A 16,563-nucleotide genomic window follows, 5' to 3' on the forward strand; every position below is an offset into this window, starting at 1 on the left:
TGCAGAACCGTTATATGAAAAGGGACAGACTAAGAAGCCTGCCCCTTAACGGAACTACTTCTGTGTGTCCTGAACAAGCTTGAGAAGATCAGCTGGGATCTCTTTAGAAAACTCGTCCCAGACAGGGCGGGTAAGCTTTACAAATTCAGCGCGTTCAGCGTCGCTGAGTTTGTGGATTTTGATACCCTGAGCTTTGAAAGCGTCAACAGCTTTAGCTTCAAGGTCAGCAGTGATGCCACGCTGATAAGCAAGAGCGTCACGACCGGAAGAAACAATTGCTTCCTGCAGTTCTGGGGTAAGACCTTCGAACGTCTTCTTGTTCATAAGAAGAATATGCATTGAGTAATTGTGAGCAGAATCCATTGCATACTTAAGAACTTCAGTGTGTTTTGCATCGTTGAGAAGGGAGAAAGTATTACCTTCACCATCAACTGTTCCCTGCTGAAGTGCTGTGTAAACTTCGCCCCAAGCGATTGGGGTTGGGTTCATACCAAGCTTGGAAGCTACTGCTACTTCTACAGGAGAAGCAGTGGTACGCACTTTCATGTTTGCAAGGTCTGCCACTGATTTGATCTCTTTCTTAGTCGCAACAAAGTTACGGTAGCCGTATTCACTGTACATAATAGGCTTAAGATTGATCTTCTCGAGTTCAGCCGCAAGGTACTTTCCGAGCTCTCCGTTATCTAGAGCTGCGTAAAGATTTTTCTGGTACTTAGGGCTGGTTACATACGGAAGGTCAAAAACCATAAATGCTTTTGAGAAGTTGGCCATATTCGGGGAAGAGCTGGAAGCGAGGTCAAGAGTACCGCGCTGCGCAGATTCCATGGTTACACGGTCACTGCCAAGGATCGCATTACCGTAGAGTTGAACGCGAATCTTGCCGTTAGAGCGTTCTTCTACGAGCTCTTTAAATTTCTCATAACCAAGGGTAACGTTGTTACCTGGAGCCATTGGATGACCAAGGCGAAGAGTAATTTTACGAGCCTGAGCTTCCATAGATGTAGCACCGACAACAAGAACTGCAGCTACGAAAAGCATCATAAAGGATTTAATTAAATAGCGCATATATCCTCCAATTAATTAAAAAAACAGAACATCCTAAAGCCGTTAGACGTTCCGTAATACATAGAGCAATACCAATGCCAACAGGTATACTTTTTATTTTAATTTGTGATTTTTAGTTCAAGCTTTGCTAACATAGAGTCTTTAGTTAAACGACATCGAAGTTGTAAAAAAAGACACTAACAACCCTTAATGCACTTAAATATAATGACTTTAAAATCATACCCTCCCCTACTAGGTCTAACTGTAAATTAAGTTTACTGCCGCCATAAATTTCACTGACTTTCCATTTGACCGACCCGTTCTGCAACACCTGTTTTTAAAAAAAAGCCACAAAAAAGTTGCATAAACGCCAACGCTAAGTTGCATATTTGCATCTTTTATATTTTTTTATCTTTTATCTTAGGATATTAAACTTTAAAAAAGAAATGATGCAATAACGCACCATAGGTTGCATTATTGCATCTCAAAAAAAGGTCGTCTACCACTTCCACCCCTACCCTCCACATAAAGCAAAAAAAGATATAACCTACTGTTTTTTTTACAATATCTTATCAAAAAAAAGAACAACAAACCATACCCAAGCCCACTTACTACACTAACACATAACAATTGCGCTTCTTTTCACAAATAGCGCAATGCATAGCAATTCTGTAACTCCAAACTCAATATCCTCCTTTTTTTTGGAACATACCCATGCTCAATTCACACAACCACTCACCTTTCTTATAACTGTTCGGTTGACCAAACAAAAAATACTTCTTCGTATCATAATATAAAGAGATAACAAAGGCTGATGTATCATTACATGATGTTAACAAACTCCCCACACTGAATTGCTGCAACGATGCAAATCGTGAACCCGTGTCGTAAATTTGCAACACCATCTCAACATTCTAATTTTAAAGAATTAAATAATAAAAATTAGTCATATGTTGCAGCAAAGCACCCATTCTTCCACATCCTCACCACATTTTCCCTCTTCACTCCTCCCTGCCAGCCATTCCTCACGAGCCATTTTTCACAAGATGGCAAACGTAGCATAAAATAATTTTACACAACTAAAAACAGCACACATGGAAAAAACCCAAACACCGCTTTATTCAATAAGATTGAGGTAGCAATTCAATTTTTTTGAACTCATTGAACCATTCACCACCCCCCATCATCCCCCCCATGCAAAGAGTACTTTTTGTTTTAAACAACGAGAAAAAGCACTCCTTCGAAGCACGTTGGCATCACCTTTGCTGTAAGAGAATCACAAGGGTGAATCATCCAGCAGTTTCTTTTCAACGATCACTGGGAATTACTACTGCGACTCACACCTTATAAAAGTGAATCAAAATTTCCTGCTGCTGAGCACACAGCGGCCGCAGCATTTTTTAACCACAGGTGCCGCACTTTGTATGCGTAACCTAATTTGAACCTAATCACAGGAGTCAGTTATGTCTTGTTGTGTATCACCTCACGAACAGCGTCTGCTCGATAAAATTGAAGGCAAAGAAGATATCTACCGCGCATCCCACCCGCGTGTATTCAAGATCCTCGAAACCTTCGACAACGTTCGTCCAATGATCGACATTGAACGTGCTAAATACTTCACCGAGTCCATGAAAGAGACCGAAGGTGAAATGCTCTGCCTGCGTTGGGCAAAAGCAATGAAGCACATTGCTGAAAACATCACTGTTTACATTGACGACGACAACCTCATTTGTGGTCGTGCTGGTGTTAAAGGTCGTTATGGTCTGCTCTACCCTGAACTTGACGGTGACTTCCTTGACATCGCAGTTGAAGACCTTCCTAACCGTACCGAGTCTCCATTCTCTATCACTGCTGAAGATGCAAAAGTGGTAGTTGAAGAAATCGCTCCTTACTGGAAAGGTAAAACTTACCACGAAGCTCTCAACAAATCTTTCCCTGAAGAAGTTCACAAACTTACTTACGACGATCCTGACGGCCTTAACTCCCGTTTCATCGTTAACGAAACTTCTTCTTTCCGTTCTTCCATCCAGTGGGTTCACGACTACGAAAAGATCCTCAAACGTGGTTTCGGTGGCATTAAAGCAGAAGCTCTCGAAAAAATCGAAGCTCTTGATCCGCTTTCCCCAACCGATAACGTTGAGAAAAAACCTTTCCTCGAAGCTATCGTGATCGTATGTGATGCAATCATCACTTGGGCACGTCGCCACTCCGAGCTCGCAGCTGAACTTGCTAAGAAAGAATCTGATCCAGTACGTAAAGCTGAACTCGAAAAAATGGCTGAAATTTGTGCTCACGTTCCTGAGCACCCAGCTCGTACTTTCCACGAAGCTGTTCAGTCCCAGTGGTTCACCCAGATGTTCTCTCGTATCGAGCAGAAAACTGGTACCATCGTATCTAACGGCCGTATGGACCAGTACTTCTACCCTTACTACCAGGCAGACGTAGAAGCTGGCATCCTCGACGACGAGCAGGCTCTTGAACTCCTCGAATGCCTCTGGGTTGGTATGGCACAGTTCATCGACCTCTACGTTTCCCCTACCGGTGGCGCTTTCAACGAAGGCTACGCTCACTGGGAAGCTGTAACCATTGGTGGTCAGACTCCAGAAGGTCGCGATGCAACTAACGAACTGACTTACCTTTTCCTTAAATCAAAACGTGAATTCCCGCTTCACTACCCTGACCTTGCAGCGCGTATTCACTCCCGCTCCCCAGAGCGCTACCTCGCTGACGTTGCTGAAACCATTAAGGACGGCTCCGGCTTCCCTAAACTCATCAACGACGAAGAAGTAGTACCTCTTTACGTTTCCAAAGGTGCAACCTTTGCTGAAGCTTACGACTACGCTGTTTCCGGTTGTACTGAAGCACGTATGCCTAACCGCGACACCTACACTTCCGGTGGTGCTTACATTAACTTCGTAGCAGCTCTCGAAATGGTTCTGCACAACGGTAAAATGCTCAAACATGGCGACGAAGTTCTCGGTCTCGAAACCGGCAACCCACTCGAAATGAACACTTGGGAAGAATTCTGGAATGCTTACGAAAAACAGCATCACCACTTCCTCAAAACTGCATTCTACCAGCAGTACGTAATCAACAACCTTCGTGCTAAACACTTTGCACAGCCAATGGGTTCTGCAATGCACGACCTCTGCATGAAGCATTGTCTTGATCTGCACACCCCACAGATTCCTGAAGGAATCAACATGGGCTACTTCGAACACATGGGTCTTGGTACTCTCGTAGACTCCCTCTGCGCTATCAAGAAACTCGTTTTCGAAGACAAAAAACTTACCATGAAAGAAGTTATCGAAGCTTGTGATTGCAACTTCGAAGGCAAAGAAGACGTTCGTCAGCTCCTCATGACTGCTCCTTGCTACGGCAACGACGACGAGTACGCTGATGAAGTAGCGAACAAAGTTGACAGCCTCAACGTTCTTTACGGCCAGAAGTACGCTAAAGAACTCGGCATGCACAACGACGTACGTTACGTACCGTTCACCTCCCACGTACCATTCGGTAAAGTAGTTGGTGCAACACCTAACGGTCGTCTTGCTTGGACTGCTCTCTCTGACGGTTCTTCCGCATCTCACGGTGCTGACAAAAACGGTCCTACCGCAGTTCTTCTTTCTAACTACACTTCCAAAAACTACGGCCACCGCGATCGCGCTGCTCGTATGCTGAACATCAAGTTCACTCCGAAGTGTGTTGAAGGTGAAGAAGGTACAGACAAACTCGTATCCTTCATCCGTACTTTCTGTGACCTTAAACTCTGGCACGTACAGTTCAACGTTATCAACAAAGATACCTTGATCGCTGCTCAGAAAGATCCGGAAAAATACCGCAACCTTATCGTTCGTATCGCAGGCTACTCTGCATACTTCGTAGATCTGTCCCCAGATCTCCAGAACGACCTCATTGCACGTACTGCTCACGAAACTGTTTAGTACCGCGCACTAGATAAAATACAAGGAGCCCCGCACTCAGGTGTCGGGGCTCTTTTATTACGCGAATATTACACAATGGATCGCCACCGCGTTCCTATCTCTTTTTAAGAACAACGGTGGATGGATATTATTTCAATAAATTTCTGTTCCAAGCCTCTCGCTAAGTAAACAAGCCGCTACAGTTACTGTATGTTGGACGTAAGAAACGAAGAGGCTCTTGCTTATGGACGTTCTGTCGCAATGTTTAGTCGGAATATCCGTTCAAAAAAAGGTGAAAAAATCAACCACTGCAACCTGTTGCGTAGTTGATTTTTTGTCTCTCACGACCAGAGAACCTTATTTCAACCAGAATCATCTGCCCCCGTGAACCTACGTAGCCGGTGACAGGAAGCACCATAAAGGATGCTAGTTGCAGCAATACTGTTCCCAGGCTTTAACGACAACGAGCGTTGTCAAAATAGCCCGTTCAGGAACGGTGCTGGCCACAAGATATTCATCTACAGAATGCAAATTACCGCCAATTGGACCGAGGCCGTCGATTACCGGAATACCCAGCTGCGAAATAAAGTTTGCATCGGAACCACCGCCGCACTGGGCGCATTGGATATCAAACCCAAAGTCAATGCCTATCTCCTCGATCATTTTGTAAAGTCCGAGTATTGCATCGTTTGTCACCATTGAAGGACGTGCTGTTATTGCTCTTACAACACAGGATGTCCCTTTTGTGTACGGCTCTGCAGCAAGCTTCTGCACAGTTTCCCATACCTTGTCGCCACAATCTTTTTGCGTGTACCGGAATTCGACAATTGCACGGGCTTTTTCAGCTACAGTATTAGCGCCTACACCGCCTTCTATTTTCCCAACATTTACACTTGTTCCTTCCGCAGGATTGTTAAGTTTTTCGTATGCCTGCACTTGCTGCGCAAGCTCAAGAATTGCGCTTGCTTTGTCTGCCCCGACACTTCCTGCATGAGCGGCCTTTCCGGTCACTTCCAGTTCAAAGGTCATGCGCCCTTTTCTGCCAATAACGAGTTCCCCGCCTGCTTTGGTAGATTCGAGAACAAATCCAACTAAACTGTTTTCAGCTTCTTTAAGAATTAGGTCAGAAGAATTGATTGAGCCAATCTCTTCATCAGAATTGCAGATCATCACTATAGACATAGCCTGCAACAGCCCCAACGCATCAAGCGCCTTCAAAACATAGAGCCCCTCAACAAGTCCGCATTTCATATCTGCCACACCAGGACCGTAATAGTAGGTTCCATCCTGTGTGAAGCTATCGAACCCTAATTCAGGAGGAAAAACGGTATCCATATGCCCGCATAAAAGAATGCCTTTCTTCCCTTCCTTATGAAGCGGTGTTTCAATGACAAGGTTATCGCCGACCTTTTCGCAAAATTCCCGCCGAACATGCAAGCCCATTGCTTCGCACTCTTCCTGAATAACCGAGGCAACGGCATCGACCCCCTTTTTGTTGCCAGTATAGCTATTTATTTCGACTAATCTTTTAAGCAGTGAAACCATTTCTTGTTCATGCTCGCCAATAAACTCTCGTACTTTGTTAATCACTTTTAATACCTTACTTTTTTCTATTTTCATCAAGACATAACTTACTTTTTATTGTAGAAAATGTCAGGAAGAGTTAGCTTTTACTGCTAAAAAAATCTTTGAGTTACGCTGAGTTATTTAAGATTTCTTGATTATCAAGCTTATTTTCCGTATAGTCACTCGATTTTGAGTGAGACTAACAAGCAAGGAGAAATTTATGCGTAATAAATTTATGGCTCTTGTCACCGTCTGCATACTGCTGCTCGCGTGCGCTTCCGGCGCATTTGCTCAGACACTGACCATCGGTTTAAAAGGCGAACCTACGTCTCTTGATCCACACTTCCACAACGTAACAGCAAACAACGAACAAGCAATTTATGTTTTCGACAAACTTATCCGTCAAGATTCACGTCAGAAACTCATGCCGGGGCTCGCTGTTTCCTGGACTCCTGTGAGCGACAACGTCTGGGAGTTTAAACTCCGCAAAGATGTTACATTCCACGATGGATCTCCGTTTACGGCAGAAGACGTAAAATTTACTATCGAACGTATCCCTACTGTTCCTAACAGCCCTTCCTCTTTCACGGGCATGGTTAATGCCATTAAAAAGATTGAAATTGTAGACCCGCTCACCATCCGTTTCCACACTGATGGCCCGGCACCTCTTCTTCCGCGCAACTTGGCGACCTTCAACATTATTTCCAAAAAATATGGAGAAGGAGCTACTACTGCTGACTTTAACTCCGGTAAAGCAGCTATCGGCACCGGCCCGTACATGCTGGTTGAATGGAAACGCGGTGACTCCATTATCTACAAACGTAACGATACCTACTGGGGTGAAAAACAGCCTTGGGAAACCATCATTGCCAAGCCTATTACCAACGACGGCACCCGAGTTGCTGCACTCAAGTCCGGTGATGTTGATCTCATCAACTTTGTTCCGCCGGCAGACGTGGCACATCTTTCCAAAGACGCTAAGCTCACCCTTGCAAAATCTCCTTCCACCCGTCTCATCTACCTGCACCTTGATTCTGACCGCGATGACACTCCTATGGTCACCGACAACGACGGTAACAAAATAAAAAACCCATTGAAAGACGTACGGGTACGTAAGGCAATTTCAAAAGCAATTAACCGTAAAGCCATTGCTGCACGCATTATGGACGGTCTTGCTGTTCCTGCTGCTCAGATGCTCCCCGACGGTTACGAAGGCACCAGTACAACACTAAAACCTGAAGCATACGACCCTAAAGGCGCTAAAGCTCTGCTTGCTGAAGCCGGCTACCCTGATGGGTTCAAAATAACCATTCACGGCCCTAATGACCGTTACGTAAACGATGGCGATATTACACAGGCAATTGCACAGATGCTTACTAAAGTTGGCATTAAAACCGAAGTAAACACCATGCCAAAGAGCGTATACTTCGGCAAAGCTTCTAAACTGGAATTCAGCCTGATGCTCGTTGGCTGGGCTACAGACACCGGAGAGCACTCTAACTGCCTCAGCGCGCTGCTCCATACCTACGATAAAGACAAAGGCTTCGGTTCTTCAAACCGTGGTCGTTACTCCAATCCAAAAGTTGATCAGCTGCTTGAAGAAGCACTCGTTACAGTTGAACCTAAAAAGCATAATGAACTGCTCGTAGAGGCTGTTGAACTTGGGCTGGGTGATGTTGGTATCGTGCCTATCCACTATCAGGTAAACGTATGGGCAATGAAAAAAGACCTGAATTACAAAGGTCGTACTGACGGTTACACTCTTCCACGTGCTATAAGCGTTGCTGATTAGCACGTTAGGTTAACTTGCACCGTGGCATAGCTGTCGCTGAGAACAAGTTACTCTTATTGTTCTAAATCTGAAGGGGCGTGGACATCACGCCCCTTCAGCCTGTTATATTCCTTTTGGCTTCTTTGGAGCGTCATCTTTTATGCTCGCTTTCCTGATACGTCGCATTTCGCAGAGCGCTGTCGTTCTGCTCGTTATGTCCCTATTGGTTTTCGTGGGGGTATTCTACATCGGTAACCCTATCGACATTCTGATTGCACCTGATGCATCACCGGCTGAATACGCACGTGCTGTCCATGACCTCGGACTGGATAAACCACTGTGGGAACAGTACGGAATCTTCCTGAAAGGTGCACTGCATGGCGATTTTGGCAACTCCTTTGTGTACAACGAACCGGCACTCAAGGTTATTCTTGATCGGCTTCCGGCGACACTGGAACTTGCGTTTGCTGCTATGCTTATCGCTGTAATTTTTGGTATTCCGCTCGGTATGGTCGCCGGTATGAAAGCAAACCACTGGATTGGACGTAACATTATGCGTTTCTCAATTCTTGGTTTCAGCCTTCCTACATTCTGGGTAGGGCTTATGCTTATTATCATATTTTCAGTGCATCTAAACTGGCTGCCCTCGGGAGGTCGGGGTGAAACGGTTATGTTGTTAGGTATACCGGTAAGCTTCCTGACACTTGGCGGTCTTGCGCATCTTATTTTGCCAGCCACCAACCTCGCCCTCTTTAAAACGTCTCTTGCCATCCGCCTTACCCGCGCCGGTGTGCAGGAAAACATGCAGATGGACTATGTTAAATTTGCCCGCGCAAAAGGTTTGCCGGAAACCCGCGTTATCGGACTGCATGTTATGAAAAACATCATGATTCCTGTTGTCACAGTTCTCGGTATGGAGTTCGGCAGTCTTATCGCCTTCGCTGTTGTTACCGAAACCATATTTGCATGGCCGGGAATGGGTAAGCTGGTTATCGACTCCATCGGCGTACTAGATCGTCCCATTATCGTTGCCTACCTGCTGATCACTGTAACAATGTTCATCATCATTAACCTGATTGTGGACATTCTGTATTCCATTCTTGACCCGCGCGTACGCCTCGGTCAGGAACGATAACCGCAAGGAATCTGACATGGCAGAAAATACAACTGAAGCTATTCCTCAGGATCCAGCGGTTCAAGACGAATCTCTGTTCCTGCAGGCAGTAAAAGAATTTTTTGAAAACCGCGTGGCTGCACTGGGTCTGGTCATTCTCCTTTTTATGGTCGGCGTTGCACTTTTAGCACCCTACATTGCCCCGCAGAATCCGTACGACCTTATGTCCATTGACATTATGGACGGCAAGCTCGCTCCGGGTTCCACTTCATTTGACGGATCAATTTCGTACTGGCTCGGTACTGACACCCAAGGGCGGGACATGTTCAGTTCCATCCTTTACGGATTGCGTATTTCTCTCGGCGTAGGTGTTGTCTCAACACTGGTGGCACTTGTTATCGGTGCAATTATCGGTCTTTGGGCCGCCTATGTCGGTGGAAAAACTGACGCCATCATCATGCGTATTGTTGACTTACAGCTCAGCTTTCCGGCTATTCTTGTGGCACTCATCCTGCTGGCTATTCTCGGTAAAGGGGTTGATAAAATCATTCTCGCACTGATTCTTGTACAGTGGGCTTACTACGCGCGTGCTATCCGTTCCAACGTTCTTGTTGAACGGGGTAAGGAGTATGTTGAAGCGGCGAAGTGCCTTGCTTTACCACAACGCAGGATCATGTTCTCACATGTATTACCCAACTGCACCCCTGAGCTCATTGTAATCTCAACCGTAAAAGTCGCGAGTGCCATTGCGCTTGAAGCAACCCTCTCCTTCCTTGGACTCGGTATGCCTATCACCGAGCCATCTTTGGGTCTGCTTATTTCGAACGGTTTCAAGTACCTGCAAAGCGGGTACTACTGGATTAGCTTTTATCCGGGCGTTGCCCTGCTTATCCTTATTGTAAGCATCAACCTTGTTGGTGACAGATTACGTGATGTCCTGAACCCGAGGTTAAAACGATGAGCACTCCACTACTTGAAATCAGCAATCTTAAAACACACTTCTTCACCCGTGCCGGTGTAGCAAAAGCTGTTAACGGCATTTCCCTCACCATTGAGAAAGGAGAGGTTGTGGGTATTGTTGGAGAATCCGGCAGCGGCAAGTCCGTAACTGGGTTTTCCATTATGGGACTTGTGGATGAACCGGGGCGAGTCGTTGCCGGATCTATAAAATTTAAAGGTCGTGAACTGCTGACACAGACAGTTGATGAATGGCGAAATTTCCGTGGAAACAACGTTGCGATGATATTTCAAGACCCGATGATGACCCTGAACCCTGTCCTTCGCATAGACACACAAATGATCGAAGCAGTGCGATGCCATAAAACAGTCAGCAAAAAAGAAGCGCGAAAGCGTGCAGTTGAAGCACTGGCAATGGTAGGCATTCCTTCTCCTGAAGAACGCGTTAAAGCGTACCCCCATCAGTTTTCCGGCGGTATGCGCCAGCGTGTTGCCATTGCAACCGGTCTGCTGAATCGCCCAGACCTCATAATTGCAGACGAACCCACAACTGCGCTGGACGTAACAATTCAGAGTCAGATTCTATCTGAAATGCAGCAACTTTGCCGCAAAACAGACATGTCACTCATGTGGATTACACATGACCTTACCGTTATTGCGGGACTGGCAAACCGCGTAGCAGTTATGTACGCAGGAAAGATTATTGAGGAAGGCACTGTCGAAGCTGTCTTAGATCACCCGCTGCACCCGTATACGGAAGGCCTTGTGGGTTCTGTACCAAGCCGCAATCACCGAGGAAAACCGCTCTATCAGATACCGGGAATGACTCCGTCTCTTATAAATCTACCTGAAGGCTGTTCCTTCCGCATGCGCTGCCCTAAGGCGACGAGTGCATGTTTAAGCGAACCACCTGTAACAGATCTAGCCGACGGACGCCGTGTCTGCTGCTTCCACCCAAACCTGTAACTCATGCACTGGAAACGTTTTATGAACGAAAACAATACACCATATCTTCAATGTGAAGGATTAAGCCGTGCTTTTGTCAAAAAGCTCGACTTTGCCGGACGTATTGCCCGTTCCCTTGGTTCCAACATGCGTGAGGAACGGGTACAGGCAGTAGATTCCGTAGATCTCTCCGTAATGCCGGGAGAAGTCCTCGGGCTTGTAGGGGAATCCGGTTGTGGTAAATCCACTCTTGGCAGAATGCTGTGCGGTATTCTTCCACGCAGTGAGGGAAAAATTTATTACAAGGGACAAGATGTTGATACGCTGAAAGGACAAGCCCTTAAAGAGTACAACGTTAACGTACAAATGATTTTTCAGGATCCGTTTGCGTCACTCAACCCGCGCAAGCGCGTTCGTAAAATTATCGGTGAGGCACCTCTGTTCCATAAGCTGACTACTTCTTCAGAACTCAATGACTACCTTGCGAAAGTAATGCTGCGCTGTGGACTTGATCCATCGTACACGCACCGCTATCCGCACCAGTTCTCAGGCGGTCAGCGCCAGCGCATCGGCATTGCCCGCGCAATGGCTGTGCAGCCGGAATGTCTTGTCTGTGATGAATCTGTTGCAGCGCTCGATGTATCCATTCAGGCACAAATTTTAAACCTGTTCATGGAACTGCGTAACGAGTTAAACCTGACATGTTTATTCATCAGCCATGATCTCGGTGTGGTAGAACACATTTCCGATAGAATTGCGGTTATGTATCTTGGACGCGTCGTTGAAGTTGCGTCAGTAGACGATATTTTCAATAACCCGTTCCACCCGTACACCAAAGCGCTGCTGAATGAAGTACCGCGCCTTGACCGTCGCGGGGTTGATTTCACCCCTCTCGAGGGGGAAATTCCTTCTCCACTTGACCCGCCTTCCGGATGTCATTTCCATCCGCGTTGCCCACGCGTCATGGACATCTGTAAAACTGAAAAACCGGTAGATACAGAGGTAGCACCGGGGCGTAGAGTATGTTGCCACTTGACCACCATGCCATAACATTACCATCTATCATGTGATTGCTGTATAAAAAAACGGCTCTGTTAAAACAGAGCCGTTTTTTTATACAGCAATCTATTCATGCAAAAATAGACTATTAACTATAGCGCACAACAAATATTCTTTTTTAAAAACGATATTTTTGCGTACGGGTACACTCTTAACCATTAGTAAAAGTACTATTAATACATTTTTACAACTTACTACACCTATTCCTTATTACTACATTAACACAATACTCTTCAACTCCCCATATCAGAACTGTAAAAAGCTTTTTTCATTTTCTTACATAGTACACACTTAAAAATGTAAAAGCACACCCTGCTCCTTAAAGTAAAAGAGGGAATCCACCGAAAAGCATTAATAAGGCAAGACAACAATATGAAAAAACACCGTTATAGCATTTTAAAACATAATGCTATTTCATTCCTGTCATATTGCTTCATTAAAATAGCCTTAGTCTTGTGCTATACACAAAAATCATCAACGGGAGGGGGGGATGAAGTTTAAATCTCTTAAAGTGAAACTTCTTTTAATTATTTCATGCTGTTCAATAGTATTCATAGGGGCCTTGCTGGCTGTATCCATTAATTTTACACGGACAGCAGCTATAGAAACTGCCCGTGTGATGACACAAGATGCTGCAGAAAAACAGGCATCACTCGTTAAACGAGAATTTGATGAAGGTTTCGCAACAGCCCGTACTCTGGCAAACACAGTTGAAGGCATAAAAGCCTTCTCTGATAGACCAGATCGTGACCATCTCTCGGCTATTATGAAACAAATCGCGCTAAAACAAAATCGACTCTACGGTGTCTGGATGGCAACTGAGTCCATGAAATTTGACGGAAGAGACAGCCAATATACAGATGACGGTAAATTCAGCAGTCCTGACGGCAGGTTTGTCCCGTATTGGAGCAAGCCGGACGGAACAATGACATTAGCACCATGTAGCACCTTAAACGGGACATGGTACACGTATAGCCGCGACACCCGTGAAGAATCTGCGACGGTTGTAACAGAATACACCAGCAATTCCGGTTTAAAATTCAGCGTTTCCAGCCTTTCCGTACCGGTTATCGTTGATAATAACGTTATCGGTGTTGTCGGAGTCGATTTATCCGCTGATTTTTTAACTGGTATTGTTAATAATATCTCTGCATTTAACGGCAACTGCACCATGAGCTTAATTGCCTCTGACGGAACTATTCAGGCCGCAACTCGACTGCCTGAGCTGTTTGGTAAATCTTTCGCGTCATCCGTCCAAGGAGGTGCACCACTCTTGCAAAAAGCAATGCATGGTGAGATCTCTGTTAGTGAAACAGCTGAAGAATTACGTGTGCTGGTACCTGTAACATTAGGCAACGCCAAAAAGAACTGGGTTGTGTCTTTGGCTGTTCCAATGGATATTGTTCTAGCAAATGCAAACGAGATTACGAACACTCTTATCATAACCGGAGTTGCAGGCATTTTGATTGCACTCGCAGGTATCTTCTACCTTGTTGGGCTCATTTCTCGTCCAATAATAGAAACGTCCTCTGTTATTTCCAAAATTGCTGAAGGTGATCTTACTGTTCGCTGTCATCCAAAAGGACAAGATGAAATCGCTGAAATGCAGAACGCTGTAAACAGCATGGCAAGTACTCTTCAGAAAAACATGGAAGAAATTGATGAAAATATGAAGGAAGTCCAGCTTCGCTCTGAGGAAGCTGAACGTGCTACAGCCAAAGCAGAACAGGCACAGGAGGAAGCTGCCAAAGCGCATCGTAATGGTCAGCTTGCTGCTGCCGGTCAGCTGGAAGTACTCGTAGACAACCTGACAAATGTTTCTTCTGAGCTTGATACACAGGTACGCACCACCTCTGAAGGCGTTGAGCAGCAAAATTCACGAAACAGTGAAACAGCAACCGCCATGGAAGAAATGAACAGCACCATTCTGGAAGTTGCACGAAATGCTTCCGAAGCGGCAACCAGTGTCGAGGCTGTATACCACGAAGCACAATCCGGCCTTGAGGTTGTTGGAGAATCTGTTTCTACGATTCAAAATGTCTACTCACTCAGTGAACATCTCAAAGATGAAATGGGAAAATTAGGCGGGCAGGTTGAATCCATCAGCGATATTCTCAATGTTATCAGCGACATTGCAGACCAGACAAACCTGCTGGCGTTGAACGCAGCAATTGAAGCTGCACGGGCCGGTGATGCGGGACGTGGATTCGCAGTAGTTGCTGATGAAGTACGAAAACTCGCAGAAAATACCATGGACGCAACCAGCCGTGTGGGCAACGCAATTCAAACAATCCAGTCTGGAACGCATCAGAACATTGAAGCAATGACCAACACCGCCAATGCTGTTGAAAATGCAACTAAGCTTGTAACAGAATCCGGTGACGCATTCGGACGTATTGTCGCTAAAGTTACTCCTGCAACCGATCAGGTAAGAGCGATTGCAACAGCAGCCGAACAACAGTCAGCCGCCAGCGAAGAGATTACACAGGCAATCGAAGACATTAATCACATTTCCACAATCACCGCAGAAAAAATGCAAGAAGCAGAACTGTCAGTTAACACTCTTTCAGATGTTTCTGATTCTCTCAAAAATATGATGCATTCCCTGCAAAAAGGATAGCCCAAAGACAAAGCCCCTGTCCGCAATATCTGCAGACAGGGGCTTTTTTATTAAATAAGATCAGAGGGAAAGATCGGTTAAGGCTTCTGCTCAACCTGCTCGTTTGCAAGACGCCCGATTGTTTCCAGACCCGCTCGCATTGCATCATTCCAGAACCCTACACAGGAGAGCCGGATAAAGTTGGAAAAACTTTCGCTGGTAGAAAAAATTGCTCCCGGTGCAATGCTGATATTATGCTTTTTCACATCAAAAAATAATTTTGTTCCATCCACGTTCTTAGGCAGTTCTACCCATAAGACACCGCCACCTTTAGGCTGTGTTGCTCTCGTTCCTTCGGGAAAATATTCCGGAAGGTACTGCTGCATCATCGTCCTCTGGTTACAGATGCTCGTACGTAATTTCCGCAGATGCCTGTCGTATAGCCCTTCTTCAAGATATTTCCCGATAGCTAACTGTGTAGGCGTTGAACAAGAAACATTTGTTGTTGCCTTAATTTCCAAAGCCTTGTTCATCTTCTTACCCGGAATCATATAGCCGACACGAAAACCGGGGGAAATTGTTTTTGAAAAAGAAGAACAGTGAATAACATTTCCTTTTGAATCAAAAGACTTAAGAGGACGCGGGCGGCCATCCGCATCACAATACAGATCACCGGAAACATCGTCTTCAATCAACGGGACCTTGTAAGACTCACAAAGTGTTACTATCTCCTGCTTCACTGTGTCTGGAATAAGAGCACCGTCAGGATTGTTAAAGTTAGGCGCAAGAATACATGCTGCAATATCAAAGCGGGAAAAAGCTCTATCCAAATCACGTGGGGAAATACCATTAGTCGGACAGGAGGCTACTTCAATAGCTCTAAGCCCGAGATTTTCCAGCAACTGAAGGAAACAAAAATAGGTCGGCGACTGAATGACTACATTGTCCCCGGGGCGTGTCGTGGAGCGCAGAGCCAGATACAATGCTTCCATAGCTCCAAATGTTACCAGAACATCATTGCCTGTTACCTTGCAGCCATGCTCCTGCATTCTCCAGCCAACCTGCTTGCGTAGCAATGAATTACCTTGAATAGACTCATAGCCCATAACGTCCTGTCCATATGTCCTAAGAACAGAGTTCATTATTCGAGCCAGCGCCTTATGCGGGAGTAAAGAGCTATCCGCGCAGATACAGCCGAATGGCAGCATTCCTTTTTCCCCAACAATACCAAGTACTGTCTGAATGAGCTGCGTCCTGCTTAACTTTCCCATCTGCACATCATGCTCTGGCGAATCCGGAATAGGTAAAGGAGCAACTTTCTGCCGCACATAGTAGCCTGAGCGGGGTCTTGCTTCAATCACACCTTTTTTTTCCAACTCCATATACGCATGAGTTACAGTTGCAAGTGAGACATGCATTTTTTGGCTGACGTCGCGCAATGAGGGAAGTTTTTCCCCGACATGAAACCGGCCGGAGTTGATCATGTCGATCAAATAATGCTCTAAACTCTGGTACTTAAAATCCTTTGAAACCACCTGCATAGTTGCACCTGTCTGTTACTCGTAATCTGTACTTATCGTTTTTT

Annotated in this window: 10 protein-coding genes; 7 read left to right on the top strand and 3 right to left on the bottom strand. The window is 45.5% G+C overall.

The features are described 5' to 3' along the window. Positions 1 to 54: 54 nt before the first annotated feature. The gene (locus tag F461_RS0105310) at positions 55 to 1,065 is read right to left on the bottom strand and encodes a TRAP transporter substrate-binding protein (RefSeq protein WP_020000115.1); all 1,011 of its coding nucleotides are present in this window, start codon (positions 1,063 to 1,065) and stop codon (positions 55 to 57) included. Positions 1,066 to 2,507: 1,442 nt separating this feature from the next. On the opposite strand from F461_RS0105310, the gene hpsG reads away from it, so the two are divergent. Next, a complete protein-coding gene (gene hpsG, locus F461_RS0105315; protein WP_020000116.1) occupies positions 2,508 to 4,988 on the top strand; it encodes a (2S)-3-sulfopropanediol dehydratase in 2,481 nt (826 codons plus the stop codon). Positions 4,989 to 5,393: 405 nt separating this feature from the next. On the opposite strand, the gene F461_RS17165 is transcribed toward hpsG, so the two are convergent. Next, on the bottom strand, positions 5,394 to 6,557 hold the full coding sequence (locus tag F461_RS17165; protein ID WP_162139285.1) for a M20 family metallopeptidase: 1,164 nt from the start codon (positions 6,555 to 6,557) through the stop codon (positions 5,394 to 5,396). Between the two features lie 196 nt (positions 6,558 to 6,753). On the opposite strand from F461_RS17165, the gene F461_RS0105325 reads away from it, so the two are divergent. From F461_RS0105325 to F461_RS0105350, 6 genes are all read left to right on the top strand, one after another. Then, entirely contained in the window at positions 6,754 to 8,325 is a 1,572-nt protein-coding gene (locus tag F461_RS0105325; RefSeq protein ID WP_020000118.1) for an ABC transporter substrate-binding protein, read from the top strand. A gap of 139 nt (positions 8,326 to 8,464) precedes the next feature. Then, positions 8,465 to 9,439, top strand: coding sequence for an ABC transporter permease (locus tag F461_RS0105330; RefSeq protein ID WP_020000119.1), 975 nt, complete (start codon positions 8,465 to 8,467; stop codon positions 9,437 to 9,439). Between the two features lie 16 nt (positions 9,440 to 9,455). Continuing rightward, positions 9,456 to 10,379 (top strand): ABC transporter permease, encoded by a 924-nt coding sequence (locus F461_RS0105335; protein WP_020000120.1) that lies wholly within the window; start codon positions 9,456 to 9,458, stop codon positions 10,377 to 10,379. After that, on the top strand, positions 10,376 to 11,341 hold the full coding sequence (locus F461_RS0105340; RefSeq protein ID WP_020000121.1) for an ABC transporter ATP-binding protein: 966 nt from the start codon (positions 10,376 to 10,378) through the stop codon (positions 11,339 to 11,341). Before F461_RS0105335 ends, F461_RS0105340 begins: the two co-directional genes overlap by 4 nt. 21 nt (positions 11,342 to 11,362) lie before the next feature. Then, entirely contained in the window at positions 11,363 to 12,370 is a 1,008-nt protein-coding gene (locus F461_RS0105345; protein WP_020000122.1) for an ABC transporter ATP-binding protein, read from the top strand. A gap of 499 nt (positions 12,371 to 12,869) precedes the next feature. Beyond that, positions 12,870 to 14,999, top strand: a complete 2,130-nt coding sequence (locus tag F461_RS0105350; protein WP_020000123.1) for a methyl-accepting chemotaxis protein — start codon at positions 12,870 to 12,872, stop codon at positions 14,997 to 14,999. A gap of 77 nt (positions 15,000 to 15,076) precedes the next feature. Here the strand turns inward: F461_RS0105350 and F461_RS0105355 are convergent, their stop codons facing one another. Next, the gene (locus tag F461_RS0105355; RefSeq protein WP_020000124.1) at positions 15,077 to 16,519 is read right to left on the bottom strand and encodes an aminotransferase-like domain-containing protein; all 1,443 of its coding nucleotides are present in this window, start codon (positions 16,517 to 16,519) and stop codon (positions 15,077 to 15,079) included. Positions 16,520 to 16,563: the final 44 nt, after the last annotated feature.

The sequence above is a fragment of the Halodesulfovibrio aestuarii DSM 17919 = ATCC 29578 genome, assembly GCF_000384815.1.
Taxonomy (GTDB): Bacteria; Desulfobacterota; Desulfovibrionia; order Desulfovibrionales; family Desulfovibrionaceae; genus Halodesulfovibrio; species Halodesulfovibrio aestuarii.

What these genes read in the sequence shown, in the direction of transcription:
- F461_RS0105330 (WP_020000119.1), top strand. Translation starts at nt 8,465, where the DNA reads ATGCTCGCTTTCCTGATACGTCGCATTTCGCAGAGCGCTGTCGTTCTG.
- F461_RS0105345 (WP_020000122.1), top strand. Translation starts at nt 11,363, where the DNA reads ATGAACGAAAACAATACACCATATCTTCAATGTGAAGGATTAAGCCGT.
- hpsG (WP_020000116.1), top strand. Translation starts at nt 2,508, where the DNA reads ATGTCTTGTTGTGTATCACCTCACGAACAGCGTCTGCTCGATAAAATT.
- F461_RS0105335 (WP_020000120.1), top strand. Translation starts at nt 9,456, where the DNA reads ATGGCAGAAAATACAACTGAAGCTATTCCTCAGGATCCAGCGGTTCAA.
- F461_RS0105340 (WP_020000121.1), top strand. Translation starts at nt 10,376, where the DNA reads ATGAGCACTCCACTACTTGAAATCAGCAATCTTAAAACACACTTCTTC.
- F461_RS0105310 (WP_020000115.1), bottom strand. Translation starts at nt 1,065, where the DNA reads ATGCGCTATTTAATTAAATCCTTTATGATGCTTTTCGTAGCTGCAGTT.
- F461_RS0105355 (WP_020000124.1), bottom strand. Translation starts at nt 16,519, where the DNA reads ATGCAGGTGGTTTCAAAGGATTTTAAGTACCAGAGTTTAGAGCATTAT.
- F461_RS0105325 (WP_020000118.1), top strand. Translation starts at nt 6,754, where the DNA reads ATGCGTAATAAATTTATGGCTCTTGTCACCGTCTGCATACTGCTGCTC.
- F461_RS0105350 (WP_020000123.1), top strand. Translation starts at nt 12,870, where the DNA reads ATGAAGTTTAAATCTCTTAAAGTGAAACTTCTTTTAATTATTTCATGC.